Source organism: Cytobacillus sp. GQ23 (assembly GCF_059758675.1).
In genome coordinates this window covers 1-14546 of record NZ_JCAXER010000018.1, presented here as the reverse complement: position 1 = coordinate 14546, position 14546 = coordinate 1, and the positions used below count along the sequence as shown (strand labels likewise).

Genomic DNA, 14546 nt, shown 5'->3' with positions numbered 1-14546 from the left:
ATATTCACTCCTTCATAACCCAAATCTGTTTTTGATGACAGATCATCTGCATAAATAAGCTCATCTAATGAGAAAGCCAGGAAAAGCTGATGCTCTGCCTGGCAAAAAAAGGTCTTAACCTACCTGCAAACCGAAGTCGGTTGCGATGCGGGCAAGTCCGCCCTGGTAGCCTGAACCGACAGCAGAGAATTTCCATTCTCCATTATGACGGTATAATTCACCTACAACAATGGCAGTTTCGATAGAGAAATCTTCGCCCAGATCATAGCGGATTAACTCTTCATTAGTTTCTTCGTTAATGATTCGCGCAAATGCGTTGGAAACCTGTCCAAAGTTTTGGCCGCGGCCTTCGCCATCATGGATAGTAATAACGAAAGAAATCTTCTCAATGGAAGCAGGAACAGCGCTAAGATTAACTTTGACCTGCTCGTCATCGCCGTCTCCCTCACCTGTTCTGTTGTCTCCAGTATGTACGACTGAGCCATTGCCGCCTTCAAGCTGGTTGTAGAAAATAAAATCCTTATCTGATGCGCATTTGCCATTCGCATCTAATAAGAAAACACTGGCATCAAGGTCAAAGTCCAAGCCGCCATCATATTTATTCGTATCCCAGCCAAGTCCAACGATTACCTTAGACAACCCGGGATTCGTTTTCGTTAAATCGATTTTTTGCCCTTTCGATAATGAAATACCCAATGTTCATCCATCCTTTCAAATTCAAAATTTTATAAGCAGCCCCACTCAACGCTGCGGCTGAAAACTATGTACACCTTAAGTGTAAACGTTTCAAATGAAATCGTAAACCGATTTGCTGCCTGAGCTGGGAAAAAGTTCTTTTTATCACATAGGTCGATGGATAATTCTGTGCCTTCCTTTTTTACCCCTTATTCTTTATAATGTCTTGTTGGGAAGTCAGGTATAGAAAGGGTGATGGCGTATGGCCGAGCTAAGGCAGCTGATTTTCTTTGATTTTGAAATGCTATGCAGCAAAAATGGCATGATGTTTGAAGATATGGAGGCCATTCGTCTTGGTGCTGTAAAAGTGGATGTTGCATCAGGCAGGGTCAGTGAATTTGACAGATTCATTCGCCCGCAGCAGACCTCGCCTTTAAGTTCTTTCTGTAAAGAATTAACCGGTATATCTGACTCTGACCTGGAATTTGCGGATACCTTTCCTGAGGTGTTTAAAGATTTTCTTTTTTGGGTCGGCGGAGTGATAAAAGCTAAATTCTACTCGTGGTCATCCAGTGATATCTTAAGATTGAAAGCTGATGCTTTAAGGCATAATCTTCCCCAGACAACGATTGAAAAAATTACTAATAGATACGTTGATTTTCAAGCTGTTTTTACAAAAAGAGCTTCCCGTACTTCAGCTTCTGTTGAAAAAGCTTTGTCATTCTATGGACTCTCTTTTATTGGTGAGCCCCACCATCCTATGTATGATGCTTATAATACGCTGAGGATTTATCAGTCATTCAAAGAGAAATTGGTAAAAACAGATTTAATTATGGTGGAGCAATTTATCTTACAAGAGGGAGAACTCCCTCCTGATGACAAACTCAACCAGGAAATTAAGCATGTACTTCATGAAGATCTGGCTGGATTCTACTCCAGTATAAATGATACTTTGCGCATGAAAGATGCCTGGAAATTAATAAAAAGAACTAAGAAGCTTGTTGAAAAATATGAGAATATCCTGATAAATCGGTCTGGCATTTTTGAGGGTGAACTGATAGCCGCTGTTGAAGAATTAATCAACTTTTATAAGGAACTTCAGACCGCCTACAGGGAACATTGTTCTTACACATCAAAAATAATGATACTGCATGAGCAAATGGTTAACCCGCTGGAGAAAATATGCGTTTAACTTGGAGGTGACATAACAGTTGCCTCTTTTTTGTGTTTTGCCAACGTTTTGCTTGGTATTCTCAACAATTTCAGAGATAATGACAATACTAAACACGGGGAGATGATACGTTTGGATAGAGTGCAGATGGCAGAGGACCTGTCGTTTTCAAGAATTGTCCATGGACTTTGGAGACTGGCTGACTGGAAATTTTTAGATGAAGAGTTAATTACATTAATAGAGCATTGTCTGGAGCTCGGCATAACGACATTCGATCATGCTGATATTTATGGAAGCTATACCTGTGAAAGCCTGTTTGGAAGGGCTCTGGCGAAAAAACCGGAACTCCGTGAAAAAATAGAAATTGTTACGAAATGCGGGATTGTGCTGGAGTCACCAAACCGGCCAGAGCATAAATCCCATCATTACAATACCGGGAAAGAACATATTATTGCTTCTGTCGAGAGATCATTGCAAAATTTGAAAACAGATTACATAGATACCCTGCTCATCCATCGTCCTGACCCTTTTATGGATCCGGAAGAAGTGGCTGATGCATTTTCATCCCTAAAGACAGCCGGCAAGGTAAGGCATTTTGGTGTTTCGAATTTTAAAAGCCATCAATTTACAATGCTTCAGTCATATCTTGACATGGATCTGATTACTAATCAAATTGAGCTGTCTGCCTATCAGCTGGAGAATTTCGAGGATGGCACATTAAATTTGTGCCAAGAGAAAAGAATTGCTCCGATGGCCTGGTCTCCTTTGGCTGGCGGAGAAGTCTTCAGCGGTACCGGAGAAAAACCAGTGCGTCTAAGAAACGCATTGCTTAAAGTCGCTGAAGACATCGGGGCAATTGATATTGACCAAGTGTTATTTGCATGGCTCTTAAATCACCCTGCCCGAATCATGCCGATTGTTGGTTCCAGCAGGATCGAAAGAATTGAACGTGCTGTGGGTGCATTATCTTATAACCTTAACCGGGATCAGTGGTTCGAAATTTATCAAAGTTCACTGGGGCATGATGTCCCTTAATAAAGAAAACAGCCCAATTTATTAAATGGGCTGTTTTTTACATATTACTGAAAAACACTTTTAAAAGCAGGAGGAGATAATTCTACCTCTTCAAAAACTTTAGTCATGGCATTGATATATTCTTCTTTAAATGGCTCTGCTTCCGCCATATCTTTTGAGCCTGCTTTTACAAGCTCGGCTTTTTTAGCATAGTATTGGGATAAGCTATCAATCGCGGCTTCAATATCCTTAGTATAGTCTGTTATTTCCTCCGGTACAGACACGGCTTTCGCTTCCTTTTCGAATGCTGCAGCTGCTTCAGCCGGATCCTGACCTTCAGCAGTTAAGTTGGCATCTGTGCTTCGGATTATTTTTGTCACTTCTCCCTGATAGTTCAGCAGAGCCGAGCGCACTTCTTTGGATTCTTCAGCAGATTCTGTCGCTTCAGCTGCCTCCTTTTCATTTTCTTCCACTTTAGAAGCTTCTTCGTTTGAGCATGCTCCCAGCATTAGTGTCAGTACAGCTGCTGAAAGCAAGAAAGATAATTTCTTCATGCTTTTGTCCTCTCCTTCGATTGTTCAGAGGTAGTTTTGATTGACTTCATATGTAATTACATTGCCAATTAACTGGCAATTAATAATTTACATATTTTTTTGATTTTTTTCAACCCTTTTAATTATGGTTTTCGAAATGTTTTTATGAATTATGCTGTGTAGAACTGAAAAATGTTTAGGCTTTTATGGGAGAGTGCCCATCCGTCAAAAAAAGTTCTGGCATAGGCTATTAAAAATATAAAACTGAGGAGTGTTCCTATGTCACAAAAATCAAATGGGGATGTAAAGCCTAAGCTTTTTCTGAGCGATTCACATCCTGACACTAATCAGGGTACTTACCGTCTCAACTTCCTCCAGGAGATAATAAAAGAGCAGCAGACGGTAAACACCCGATTATCTGATACCTATGAAGAGATGAAGACTCAGCTTGAAGATTCGTTCTTTGATATGAAAAGGCTTGTAAAAAGTGCTGCTGGCAAACACAGTAATCATATTGGGCATCTATCAGCTAAGCTTGAAAAGCAGGATTCTTTTTTGGCCAGTTTTCTGGAAATGCTGCATGAGCGTGAAAAGGAAAATGATTTATTGTATAACAGACTTGCTGCCTTGGAGGGAATAAATAAGGAAATTCTCGAAATTATTGAAAATGAAGAGCCGTTAAAACAGGAGATACTTGAACAAATTTCCTGTCAGGAAGCGGCAACACAGGCACTTTCCCGTAAATTTGATAAGTTCGAGGCATTTTCTGAAGAAGCCGTATCAAATTTTAAAGCTCAGGAAGAAATGAAAGCAGAATTAAGCAAAAGCCTTGATGTCCAGGAAGTATTCCACAATACAGTAATGGAACGTTTAGACCAGCAGTTCGCATCCTTTTCAGAGGAAGCTGAGAAAAAGCTTAAGTCGCAGGAGCAATTGAAAGAAGAATTAAATATGAAGCTTCTCGAACAGGAACAGGCCAGCAGGTCGATAATGGAACGCTTGCACAGCCAGGAGGCAAACACCGAAAAAATCAGCAGGCAATTAGATCATTTAAAGTCAATTGTTTATGAGCGGGCCTCCCACCTTTCTGAACGCTTTGAAAAAAGCTTAAAACAGCTGGCAAAACCGGTCCACACCTTCTTTGTCAATCAGGAAGAAAAGGCAAAGGAAGGCAAAAATAAAGAGTAAAGAAAGAGACTGTGATAATAAAGGATTCTCCTGTTGGAGGCAGGTTAATTTAAATAACACAGTAAATAAGAGCATTGGGATGTCTCAATGCTCTTTTACATTAGGTTGAAATCGGCTCTTTATGGATTTAAGGTGATGTACTCCTCGTCTTCAGGATTTAAGTAAGTTATGTTCACTCCCTCTAGTAAATTGTTGTTCTTTAATTCTTCTATGATTGTATGTGTTGCCTTCCCAACATTTACACATGGTTGACAATATTAGCTGTACCACTGCCTATATCTCCACCATCACTAATACAAACCCTCATCATCAGCCTTTATCATTTTAATCAAATCCGGCACTAGCCCGAAACAAAATGATCTTGGATTATTTTAGAGAGCTTTAAATACGCTAGTTAGCACAGGGACTTAGTATTACACCCTGTAGCGGTTCTTTACAGCAAAAAAGACAGACCGATTAATTGCTGATTGGTCTGTCTTTTGACTATCTATCTTGTTTTCTCTCAAAGTGGAGAACCAGGTTAATTGAATAGTGCCTTCTTGTCTAAACTGAGGCATTCGGCTTTCCCAGTATTAATCAAGAATTGTAACTTTAACTGTTTTTCTGCCAAAATTGATGGCATCTTCCTGAGATGGCATAAAGATATCAATCTTGTTGCCTTTAATCGCTCCGCCTGTGTCTCCTGCGACAGCATTACCATACCCTTCAACATGGACTTTAGTTCCGAGCGGTATCACATCCGGATCTACGGAGATTACTTTTTGATCAGGATTTTCTTTTAAATTAATCCCTGTTGCAGTAATGCCTGAGCAGCCTTCACAATCAGCTGTGTAGGCTGTTGCTTCCATATTCAGCACTTTTTGAGATGCTTCGTCATTTGCAGTTTCTGCAGGTTTTTCTGCAGCTGGTTTGGATTCCGCTGCAGGCTTGGCAGGCTCAGCTGCAGGCTTTGATTCCACAACCCGCTGTGCTGGTTCAGGATTTGACTCTGCCTTTGGCTTTGCTTCTGGAGCCGGTTCTGACTTTTCGGCTGGCTGAGTTTGTTTTGCTGCCGGCTGTTCAGACTTTTGGTTTGAAGCTGATACTGTTTCTGCAGGCTGATCGGACTTTGCCGGAGCAGCTGCAGCATTAACAGCTTTCGCTTCAGGATAAAGAATTAATTCATCGTCCGGACGGATTAAATCAGAGCTCAAGCTGTTCCATTCTTTAATTGCCTCAGCTGTGATATTGTGCTCTCTTGCTATATCCCATAAAGTATCACCTTTTGATACTATGTATTTCTTTTCCGGGTATACATTTAATACCTCCTCCGGATGGATGATATTTGAAGACAGCCCGTTCCATTCTTTTATCATCTCAACTGGTGCATTATATGACTGGGAGAAATCCCATAAAGTATCGCCTTTTTTTACTGTTACTTCTTCTGCTTGTACATTTGCACCTGCTGTTCCTGTAATTGCTGCAGCGGCTACAAAAGTTAAAATAGATTTTTTCATGTGTAAAACCTCCCGTATAGCTCGTTTTTAGCTAACGGGGATAACTATAACATGTAATCTTTACTAAAAAAGAACAAACAGGTAAAAATCCTGTTACGGAGATAACAGCATCATAACAAACATATTTCAAAGCGAAGGGTCTGATTAAACCTAAAGTGCTGGTTTTCCTTATCTAATGGGATTCCAGCCAATGTTATACTAATTTATCCATATGCTAGGAAAGTCTATTTTTAAGCAGAAAAGGAATTAATTTCTATTTAGATTTGCCAGGCAAAACAATATTAAATGTCGTACCTTTATTTAATTCGCTCTGGATAAATACTTTTCCATTATGGCTTTCTATTATTTTAAAGCTGACCATCAAGCCTAAGCCATTTCCATTTTTTTTTGTTGTAAAAAAAGGTTCGCCTATACTTTTTAGCTGTTCCTGCGGAATTCCCACACCTGTATCCTGTATAGCAATCTGCACCTCGTTATGTATGAGTGCTGCTCTGATTGTTAATTCTCCCCCTTCAGGCATTGCTTCAATTCCATTTTTGATTAAATTATGGAAGACTTGTTTTAGGCGGTTTTCGTCACATTCGATTTGGATAATATCCTGTACAAATTCGAAACGAATCTTCACCGAGAGGTTTCGGGCTTCAAATTCCAATAAAGAAATGACATTTTTTAAGATATGTATAATATCTTTTTCTTCCAGTTCTGCCGCTTTCGGCTTAGCAAGAACCATAAAATCTTCTGCGATATCATTTACCCGGTTAATTTCATCTAAAATGATTCTTAAGTATTCCTGTCTCTCTTCATTCGTTTCATCCAGCTGAAGGAACTCTGCATATCCTCTCATTGTTGTCAGCGGATTGCGAATTTCATGTGCAACCCCTGCAGCAAGCTGGCCCACTGCTGCAAGTTTATCCTGCCGATGCAGCACTTCCTCTGTTTTCTTCCTCTCTGTTATATCGTTTCTTATGGACAAGTATTGATAAGGTTTTCCGTCTGCGTTTAAGAACGGCACAATTGTTGTATGAACCAGTAATAAGACCCGTCCTTTGCTTTATTGCGGATTTCCCCCTTCCACACATGGCCACGGCCAATTGTTTTCCATAGGTTTCGAAAAAATTCCGGCGGATGATAACCTGAATTTAAGATATTATGATTCCTTCCCAGCAATTCATCTTCTTCATATTTCGATATTTCAACAAATTTGTCATTCACATAAGTGATAATCCCCTTTGGATCAGTAATAGCCACAATAGTAGATTCATCCAGTGCAGCCTGAATATCATGCAAGCGGGTGCGGCTTACTTTCAGGCGCTTGGTGACTAGGACTCCGGAAGAAATGAGGCCGCTTAGAATTAGAAATCCCGCAAAGATTAATATCGGATTAAAAGATTCGATTATCTCAGTCATCGCAGGCTTTTAGCCCCCTCATTTTTACTTTATTCAATATGATTGTAATGGAATCAATAATGCCATGGAAGAGGCTGGAAGAAATAAAGTCTGCAGTTCGGTTAAAACTGACAGCTTAATAAAAAATTTCAGCCCTCTTTTGTACCTTGAATTATAATTAATGAAATTTTTAAAAAATTTAGCAAAAGCACTTCACTTTTATATAAGTTTGGTATATACTGTACTACAACAGAAGCAAATAAAGTAAACTGTATTATAAGAAGGAGGAAATAATGATGATGAAAAGTCCGGTTGAATTCTTCAGAACGCTTCCCAAAAAGGTATGTCCAGAGTGTGGCCAAACAGTAAAGGAACAAGCTGAATCATATTTGATGGAATGTGATCGCTGTTTGTCAAAGAAAATGGAATAGCACACTATTAGAGGAAGGCCACAGGTCCTTCCTCTTTTTAATGAGATTTTTACAACCCCCAGCTGTTACAGTACACGTTAAATTATTTGAAAAGTCTATAAATTAAGTGGAGCTTCCTGTATAATTGTTCCATAATCTCTTTACTTAGAGAATCGAAATAGGAGGGATCATTACATGGTTCAAACAGCAATAACGAGATTAAATCGTCATGAGGTGCCGAAAGAGCGCAAATGGAGCGTGGAGGATTTATTTGCATTGGAGGAAGATTGGCAGCAGGAGATCAGAAGTATTGAAGAGGATCTTGCAGTTTTTGATCAATTCAAAGGAAAATTCCATGAAGGACCGCAGGTATTACTTGCCTGCCTTTCTGCTCAAGAAAAGCTTTCGATCCGTCTTGTTCAGGCCGGTACATATGCAAGCTTACGCCAATCCGAAGACGGCACAAATCCGGACAATCAGGCAAACTCATCATTGATGGCCTCTTTAAGGGCAAAAGCAGCTTCCGCCCTTTCGTTTATTGATTCAGAATTATTGTCTCTGCCTGATGGTACAGTTGAAAGGTACATTAACGAAGAAAGCGGCCTGGAACCGTTCAAAAATGTGCTGACTCAACTACTGGAAACAAAGAGGCACAGGCTTTCTCAGGAAACGGAAGAAGCCCTGGCTGCATTGGGAGAAGTATTTGGTGCTCCTTATAATATCTATCAGTCTGCAAAACTTGCTGACATGCCATTTGCTTCATTTAATGACAGTGAAGGAAACGAGTTGCCAAACTCTTTTGCTCTGTACGAAGATAGCTATGAGTTTTCCCCGGATACCACTGTCAGACGCAATGCCTTTGCCTCGTTTACTGAGTCATTGGAGAACTACAAAAACACATTTGCCTCTGCGTATTCTGCTGAAGTGAAAAAGCAGGTAACATTATCGAGGCTTAGAAAATACAGCTCAGTTACAGAAATGCTTCTTGATTCTCAGCATGTAACAGAGGAAATGTACAACAATCAGCTCGATATTATCCAGAAGGAGCTTGCCCCCCACATGCGCAGATATGCACAGCTGAAGAAAAGGATCCTGGGATTAGATAAAATGCTATTTTGTGACCTGAAGGCTCCTCTTGACACGGAGTTCAATCCGGAAATAACTTTTGAAAAAGCATCCGATGTTATTTTGGAAGCTCTCAATGTGATGGGCCCGGAATATACGGATATTATAAAGAAAGGTCTGACTGAACGCTGGGTTGATTTAGCAGATAACATCGGTAAATCAACTGGCGCATTTTGCTCAAGTCCGTACGGATCCCATCCGTTCATCCTGATTACATGGACGGACACGATGCGCGGTGCTTTTGTTCTGGCTCATGAACTTGGACATGCGGGTCATTTTTATTTGGCCAATAAATATCAGCGCATAATGAATACCCGTCCTTCAACTTATTTTGTCGAGGCACCTTCCACATTAAATGAAATGCTACTTGGGCAGCATTTAATGGCAGGTACTGAAGATAAAAGAATGAAGCGCTGGGTTATTCTGCAGATGCTTGGAACGTATTATCACAACTTTGTCACACATCTTCTCGAAGGAGAGTATCAGCGCAGAGTATATCAGCTGGCTGAAAAGGGTGTTCCTTTAACGGCAAAAACACTCTCTGCCCAAAAATTTGACACACTTTCTGCATTCTGGGGAGATTCGGTTGAATTGGATGAAAAAGCTGCTTTAACCTGGATGAGACAGCCTCATTATTACATGGGACTTTACCCGTATACCTATTCAGCTGGTTTGACTGCTTCAACAGCTATGGCACAAAGCATTCAGGAGGAAGGCCAGCCTGCTGTAAAGCGCTGGCTTGATGTCCTAAAAGCAGGAGGAACGAAGAAGCCTCTTGAACAGCTTAAGAGTGCGGGCATTGATATGTCAAAGCCAGAGCCGATTCGAAAAGCAGTTAGCTATGTTGGAACGCTGGTGGACGAATTGGAAAAGAGTTATAGTTAACAGGAACCCCCTCCGATTTAAGGAGGGGGATTTTTATTTAGCCTCTGGTTGTTTTATTGTGATCTGACAGGGATGTTAAGCGGATTTAAGCTATGGGTTTTCTCTAAAAAAACAAAGCCGTCATACCTTTGAGAAATTTTAGTGGGAACATAATTCCCGTACTGTTCATATTCAGGATTATATACAACTCCGATAGCCCTGTGTCCGAAAGAATCTTTAAATAAATGTTTGTTTTCATCGGTGAACAGCAGTACCTTATCACCAGGACCAGCCTTTTGAAGAGTATCCTCAAAGCTTCCTTCCAGTGCAGGCGGGACCTCCATAACCTGCATTTCACTGCCCCATTGTTCGGCAGCAATAACGGTGCCGGAGTGAGTGCCAAAACCTAATGCAAAAACCTGATCTTCCCCATATTTTTCACGGAGGATCTGCCCAACATTAACAAGCCCTGCCTCTTTCATATCTGTTGCCCTTGCATCACCAATATGAGTGTTGTGTTCCCAAACGATAACCTTTGCATTTTCTCCGTAAAACTGCGACACTTCCTCCAATGCATTTACCATGTGATGATCTCTGATATTCCAATCATCAGGACCGCCTTTTACCATTGCGCGATAATAGTTTTCTGCATTCAGGGCAACAAGGCTATTTACCAATAGGTTCAGTGATTCCTCTTCAAAATGGCTGGTTTCCTCCCACTTATTTTTTATTTTCAGCAAGAGGTCGGCCAACTCTTTTTCGCATGCATCTCCATAAAATTCTGCTGCTACTGCATAATTTTCCGGCTTCCTGTGAAATGGCTCGAAGCAGGCAAATGCCTTTTTAGCAGCTTCCAGTTCGGCAGCCCCCTTCGACTCCAAAAGTTTTATGATCTCATCCATAGATTCCCATAAGCTATATATGTCGATGCCATAAAAACCTGCCATTTGGCTCTGATCTTTAAGGTCCTGGTTATAATCATGCATCCAGGTTATCAGCTGTTTTATTTCCTCATTGGCCCACATCCATGTCGGCCACCTGTTAAAATCTTTCAGTGCATCAAGCGGGTTCATAGGTGCGTAGCCTTTAACATACCTGTTAACAGTAAAGCAGGAAGGCCAGTCCCCTTCTACTGCGATACAATTAAACCCTTTATTTTCAATCAGCCTCTTGGATATCTCAGCTCTTATCGTATAAAATTCTGATGTTCCGTGGGAAGATTCTCCCAATAAAACAAATTTCGCATTCCCGGCCGCTTCAATAATGCGCTCAAACCAGGATGGATCACTAAGAGAGCCAGCTTCCGACTGAATAGCTGAGATCACCTTTTGATTAGCATTCATTTTTTCACCTCAATATAGCCTTGCCCATTGAATTAGGATTATATGGCTGAATATTAGCTCACTGCTGAGAGAAAACTTTAAAGAAAGCTGTTCGAATATTTATAAGAAGGGGTTAGGGAAATATGAAAAAAATGGATGAAAAATACCTCACATCTGCGCCGAAGGAAAATATGGTTACCATTGAAAATGACGGCAAATTTCCAAATCTGAAAAATACAGTCGGGGACTCTGTAAATAGACATGAACAATTGGAGACGGCAAATGCTATTTTGGGGGCAAAAGAAATCGGCCAGCAAAATGAAAACCTATAAATGGGGAGTGAAAACAAATGGAAACTATAGATCCTAAAGAAGTAAAAGCAGGAGATGAGGTTTATGTCATTTACCATAATCCTCACACTCCCAGTGTAGCAAACGTAAGGCCTGCTGAAATTGTTCCTCATCCAAAGGATCCTAATGCAGTAGCCCTCTTTCTTAATGAGTCGTTCCATTTAATAGAAGAAGATGATGCTCTGTTTACTTCTGAGAAGGATGCAGAAGAGGCATTTCAGGAATTATATGGAGATTACTGAAGCCCAATAAAGAAAGACTGTTATGCAACAACAGTCTTTCTTTATATGCTGATTATAAGATTTGCGGTAATTCCCTCATTTCGGCAGTTGTTTCATCACCGCATAATGGACATCTTAAATCGGAAGAGGCAAAATCTTTTCTCATCCAGCCATTGCAGCTGTTACAGGAAAACACCTCTGTGTCGAGCATTACAACCTCTGGCTTATCATCTTGGCCTTTTTTATTGAAAAAAATTGGAAACGCCCCCTTTTTTTCTTAGTATGGACAAGAATCGGGAAAATTATTGAAAATGTTAAAAACAAATATAAAGAGGAGGATTTTTTATGGTCATCCAACAGAAGAAAAAGAACCTTACTGTCGCAGGAACTGATATTGATGAGGTAAAAAGGCTGAATAGCCAGTCTGGATTATCTTATAACGAGGTAAAAAGAAGACTGGCAGAAAATTATTTAAAGAAATGAAACATAATTTAGGGGGCTGCCTCCCTTATTAGTGGCCAAAAATAGGCATGCTTTTGAGGAGAATAGTGTAAAACTGGTTCCCCCTTTAAGTACTTGTCAGGCAAAAATGATGTCATCGTATTTTCGTGTATCGAAACAGATACTTTATGAAGCTGCCATTTGGTATGGTGGATATCCCCGCGATAAACCTTTTCACTTTTTGTTACCCATAGGCAATACCTTTCAGTCAGCCATTCATCAAGGGACCCCGGCTGTGAATTAAATGGGCTGGATTCCGGCTTAGAGTGAGCTTTGAATTGTCCTCTCTCTTGATGTGCACTTTTCCGCATGCTCTCATACTTAATAATCCCCTCTTCCTGATCAACTTGCATTTCGGCATTCATATAGGGAAGGAAATACAGCATTCTGGCTCCTGCTACAGCTAAAAAATTGTCGGCATCCAAACTGAAAAAATACACCCCTTTCCTTCCCCCATACTCTACATAAGTTCTTACATTTAATTCATTCATTGTTTTCATCATTGGCAGCGGCGGCAAGCCGCGGACTCTCATTCTGCTTATCCAGAAAGGAACTATTCCGATCCAGGCATGTCCGTTAAATGTATCTAACGTTAGCTGAGAAGGAATGTGTTTTTTCATTATTTTTGCAGGCACAGGCCAATGAGCAAACAGGACATCATTCCATATTTGCTCCATCACCCAGGGTTTATCAGGCAGCGGAAATGGTCTATGCCCTGTTATCTGTAATTCTTCCTTCATGCTTTTACCGCCTTTCATCTTTTTTATGGCTCTTTTCTAAAACATTGATGTTTTTTGATTATAAATTCTGCCCGTTGATTGCAGCGAAAGGCACGCAGTGGACCCGCGGGGAGGTATGCGAGCCTCCTCGGTTTCGCCTGCGGGGTCTCACACTTCCCTCTCCTCCCTCAGGACATTGAATGAGCTTCCTCGAATAGACACCGCACGAAGAAAATGCGTCAGCATTTTCGAGGATCAAGTACCCCAGCGAAGATCAACTCAGCATATTAAACTAGATTATGAAAAGGCAACAATCTTTTCGAAAACAGCCTTTTTTATTAACGATTATTCCTTCAAAATGCAGGCATTAAACTCAGGAGGTATAAATGCATTTCAAATAGTCTATAGTTCTAAGCTTTTGCATTGCCTTGTATTTATTAAGAGAGGTGATGGTCATGAATAGGCATCTAGCAGTACCCTATCTGAGAACGCTCAGTCTGTCTCCGGAAAATCAGGAGTCTCCCATTCATTTTCTGGAGAATTGGAAAACCCCTCAGGATTACTTCTATCTAAGAAACCATTTTCCATACCCGCTAGTTAATGCTCAGAATGCAGCTTTGTCCATTACCGGGAACGTTCAGAAACCGATGGTAATATCATTTCATGAACTTACCCGCTTTCCTTCCAAAGAAATGTTGGTCACGCTGGAATGTGCCGGCAATAATAGAGCGAAATTTAAGCCAAAGGTTTTTGGTGAGCAATGGGAAGAAGGAGCAGTCAGTCAGGGGAAATGGAAAGGAGTGCCTTTGAAAGAGCTGCTGGATAAAGCGGGACTTTTGGATGGGAGTAAAGAAGCTGTATTTGTGGGAAAGGATTTCGGTGTGCGAAAAGATTTTAAAGATTCCTTTTACTATGCAAGAAGCTTACCAATTGAAAAGGCACTTCATGAAGATACGCTCGTAGCTTATGAATATAACGGCAAGCACATACCTTATAAGCATGGTTTTCCTTTTAGGCTAATCATCCCTCAATGGTACGGAATGGCTTCCGTTAAGTGGCTCAGTAATATTTTTATTATTCAGCATACATTTAATGGCCCTTTTCAAACAAAAGATTACGTTTACTATCCTAATAAAGATAATGACTTTGATAAAAAGCCTGTTACCGCCATAAATGTTAACAGCACAATTCAGTATCCCTTGGATTATTCCATTGTTGATGAAGGATTGCATGATATAAAAGGTATTGCCTGGACTGGAACTGGCACAATTACTGAAGTGGCAATAAGCTTTGATCACGGGGAAACATGGAGAAAAGCGACGCTTAAATACAGAGAAAACGAAAAATATTCCTGGGTGAGGTGGTATTTTAATTGGGAGGCAAATAAAGGTGCATATACTATTCTTGTGCGGGCCGCTGATTCAGAGGGGAATATTCAGCCCAAAAATCCTTACTGGAACAGAATGGGATATGGATATAATGGTGTTCAAAAAATAAAAGTTCAAGTGAAATAATCCGTTTTTCTATACAAAATCCCATATATACAAAAAGAGAAGATGTTTTACATCTTC

Annotated in this window: 15 protein-coding genes and 1 pseudogene; 9 read left to right on the top strand and 7 right to left on the bottom strand. The window is 40.4% G+C overall.

What is annotated here, in order from left to right; all coding sequences use genetic code 11:
• Positions 1-114 precede the first annotated feature (114 nt).
• Positions 115-696: a TerD family protein gene (locus AC6CHU_RS15770; protein WP_159871328.1), complete on the bottom strand. Its 582-nt coding sequence runs from the start codon at positions 694-696 to the stop codon at positions 115-117.
• A 241-nt stretch (positions 697-937) separates the two neighbouring features.
• Here AC6CHU_RS15770 and AC6CHU_RS15765 point away from each other — a divergent pair, with 241 nt between their 5' ends.
• Positions 938-1867 carry a 3'-5' exonuclease gene (locus tag AC6CHU_RS15765; RefSeq protein WP_251284907.1) on the top strand — a complete coding sequence of 310 codons (930 nt, stop codon included), beginning with the start codon at positions 938-940 and terminating at the stop codon, positions 1865-1867.
• A gap of 111 nt (positions 1868-1978) precedes the next feature.
• Positions 1979-2881: an aldo/keto reductase gene (locus AC6CHU_RS15760; RefSeq protein ID WP_251284908.1), complete on the top strand. Its 903-nt coding sequence runs from the start codon at positions 1979-1981 to the stop codon at positions 2879-2881.
• Positions 2882-2925: 44 nt separating this feature from the next.
• Here the strand turns inward: AC6CHU_RS15760 and AC6CHU_RS15755 are convergent, their stop codons facing one another.
• Positions 2926-3414 (bottom strand): hypothetical protein, encoded by a 489-nt coding sequence (locus tag AC6CHU_RS15755; RefSeq protein WP_159871322.1) that lies wholly within the window; start codon positions 3412-3414, stop codon positions 2926-2928.
• 258 nt (positions 3415-3672) lie between these two features.
• On the opposite strand from AC6CHU_RS15755, the gene AC6CHU_RS15750 reads away from it, so the two are divergent.
• Positions 3673-4581 carry a hypothetical protein gene (locus AC6CHU_RS15750; RefSeq protein WP_498122266.1) on the top strand — a complete coding sequence of 303 codons (909 nt, stop codon included), beginning with the start codon at positions 3673-3675 and terminating at the stop codon, positions 4579-4581.
• A 572-nt stretch (positions 4582-5153) separates the two neighbouring features.
• Here the strand turns inward: AC6CHU_RS15750 and AC6CHU_RS15745 are convergent.
• Both AC6CHU_RS15745 and AC6CHU_RS15740 read right to left on the bottom strand, forming a co-directional pair.
• Positions 5154-6077, bottom strand: coding sequence for a 3D domain-containing protein (locus AC6CHU_RS15745; RefSeq protein WP_159871318.1), 924 nt, complete (start codon positions 6075-6077; stop codon positions 5154-5156).
• Positions 6078-6330: 253 nt separating this feature from the next.
• A pseudogene (locus AC6CHU_RS15740) lies at positions 6331-7484 on the bottom strand (ATP-binding protein).
• Between the two features lie 275 nt (positions 7485-7759).
• Here AC6CHU_RS15740 and yhfH point away from each other — a divergent pair.
• Entirely contained in the window at positions 7760-7894 is a 135-nt protein-coding gene (gene yhfH, locus AC6CHU_RS15735; protein ID WP_159871356.1) for a protein YhfH, read from the top strand.
• A gap of 174 nt (positions 7895-8068) precedes the next feature.
• On the top strand, positions 8069-9883 hold the full coding sequence (pepF, locus tag AC6CHU_RS15730; RefSeq protein ID WP_498122264.1) for an oligoendopeptidase F: 1815 nt from the start codon (positions 8069-8071) through the stop codon (positions 9881-9883).
• 53 nt (positions 9884-9936) lie between these two features.
• Here pepF and AC6CHU_RS15725 read toward each other — a convergent pair whose 3' ends face one another.
• Complete coding sequence (locus tag AC6CHU_RS15725) at positions 9937-11205, bottom strand: erythromycin esterase family protein (RefSeq protein ID WP_159871314.1); 1269 nt, start codon at positions 11203-11205, stop codon at positions 9937-9939.
• Positions 11206-11327: 122 nt separating this feature from the next.
• On the opposite strand from AC6CHU_RS15725, the gene AC6CHU_RS15720 reads away from it, so the two are divergent.
• Both AC6CHU_RS15720 and AC6CHU_RS15715 read left to right on the top strand, forming a co-directional pair.
• Positions 11328-11516, top strand: coding sequence for a hypothetical protein (locus AC6CHU_RS15720; protein WP_498122262.1), 189 nt, complete (start codon positions 11328-11330; stop codon positions 11514-11516).
• 17 nt (positions 11517-11533) lie between these two features.
• Positions 11534-11776: a transcriptional regulator SplA domain-containing protein gene (locus AC6CHU_RS15715; protein ID WP_159871310.1), complete on the top strand. Its 243-nt coding sequence runs from the start codon at positions 11534-11536 to the stop codon at positions 11774-11776.
• A 52-nt stretch (positions 11777-11828) separates the two neighbouring features.
• On the opposite strand, the gene AC6CHU_RS15710 is transcribed toward AC6CHU_RS15715, so the two are convergent.
• Positions 11829-12011 carry a cold-inducible protein YdjO-related protein gene (locus tag AC6CHU_RS15710; RefSeq protein WP_159871353.1) on the bottom strand — a complete coding sequence of 61 codons (183 nt, stop codon included), beginning with the start codon at positions 12009-12011 and terminating at the stop codon, positions 11829-11831.
• Positions 12012-12100: 89 nt separating this feature from the next.
• Here AC6CHU_RS15710 and AC6CHU_RS15705 point away from each other — a divergent pair, with 89 nt between their 5' ends.
• A complete protein-coding gene (locus AC6CHU_RS15705; protein WP_201306625.1) occupies positions 12101-12238 on the top strand; it encodes a hypothetical protein in 138 nt (45 codons plus the stop codon).
• Positions 12239-12246: 8 nt separating this feature from the next.
• On the opposite strand, the gene AC6CHU_RS15700 is transcribed toward AC6CHU_RS15705, so the two are convergent.
• Positions 12247-12996: a YqjF family protein gene (locus AC6CHU_RS15700; protein WP_251284914.1), complete on the bottom strand. Its 750-nt coding sequence runs from the start codon at positions 12994-12996 to the stop codon at positions 12247-12249.
• Between the two features lie 434 nt (positions 12997-13430).
• On the opposite strand from AC6CHU_RS15700, the gene AC6CHU_RS15695 reads away from it, so the two are divergent.
• A complete protein-coding gene (locus AC6CHU_RS15695; protein WP_498122259.1) occupies positions 13431-14489 on the top strand; it encodes a sulfite oxidase in 1059 nt (352 codons plus the stop codon).
• Positions 14490-14546 lie beyond the last annotated feature (57 nt).

Excerpts from the sequence above, each read along its gene's own strand:
- AC6CHU_RS15765 (WP_251284907.1), top strand. The coding sequence starts at position 938 with ATGGCCGAGCTAAGGCAGCTGATTTTCTTTGATTTTGAAATGCTATGC.
- AC6CHU_RS15755 (WP_159871322.1), bottom strand. The coding sequence starts at position 3,414 with ATGAAGAAATTATCTTTCTTGCTTTCAGCAGCTGTACTGACACTAATG.
- AC6CHU_RS15750 (WP_498122266.1), top strand. The coding sequence starts at position 3,673 with ATGTCACAAAAATCAAATGGGGATGTAAAGCCTAAGCTTTTTCTGAGC.
- AC6CHU_RS15745 (WP_159871318.1), bottom strand. The coding sequence starts at position 6,077 with ATGAAAAAATCTATTTTAACTTTTGTAGCCGCTGCAGCAATTACAGGA.
- yhfH (WP_159871356.1), top strand. The coding sequence starts at position 7,760 with ATGATGAAAAGTCCGGTTGAATTCTTCAGAACGCTTCCCAAAAAGGTA.
- pepF (WP_498122264.1), top strand. The coding sequence starts at position 8,069 with ATGGTTCAAACAGCAATAACGAGATTAAATCGTCATGAGGTGCCGAAA.
- AC6CHU_RS15725 (WP_159871314.1), bottom strand. The coding sequence starts at position 11,205 with ATGAATGCTAATCAAAAGGTGATCTCAGCTATTCAGTCGGAAGCTGGC.
- AC6CHU_RS15720 (WP_498122262.1), top strand. The coding sequence starts at position 11,328 with ATGAAAAAAATGGATGAAAAATACCTCACATCTGCGCCGAAGGAAAAT.
- AC6CHU_RS15715 (WP_159871310.1), top strand. The coding sequence starts at position 11,534 with ATGGAAACTATAGATCCTAAAGAAGTAAAAGCAGGAGATGAGGTTTAT.
- AC6CHU_RS15705 (WP_201306625.1), top strand. The coding sequence starts at position 12,101 with ATGGTCATCCAACAGAAGAAAAAGAACCTTACTGTCGCAGGAACTGAT.
- AC6CHU_RS15700 (WP_251284914.1), bottom strand. The coding sequence starts at position 12,996 with ATGAAGGAAGAATTACAGATAACAGGGCATAGACCATTTCCGCTGCCT.
- AC6CHU_RS15695 (WP_498122259.1), top strand. The coding sequence starts at position 13,431 with ATGAATAGGCATCTAGCAGTACCCTATCTGAGAACGCTCAGTCTGTCT.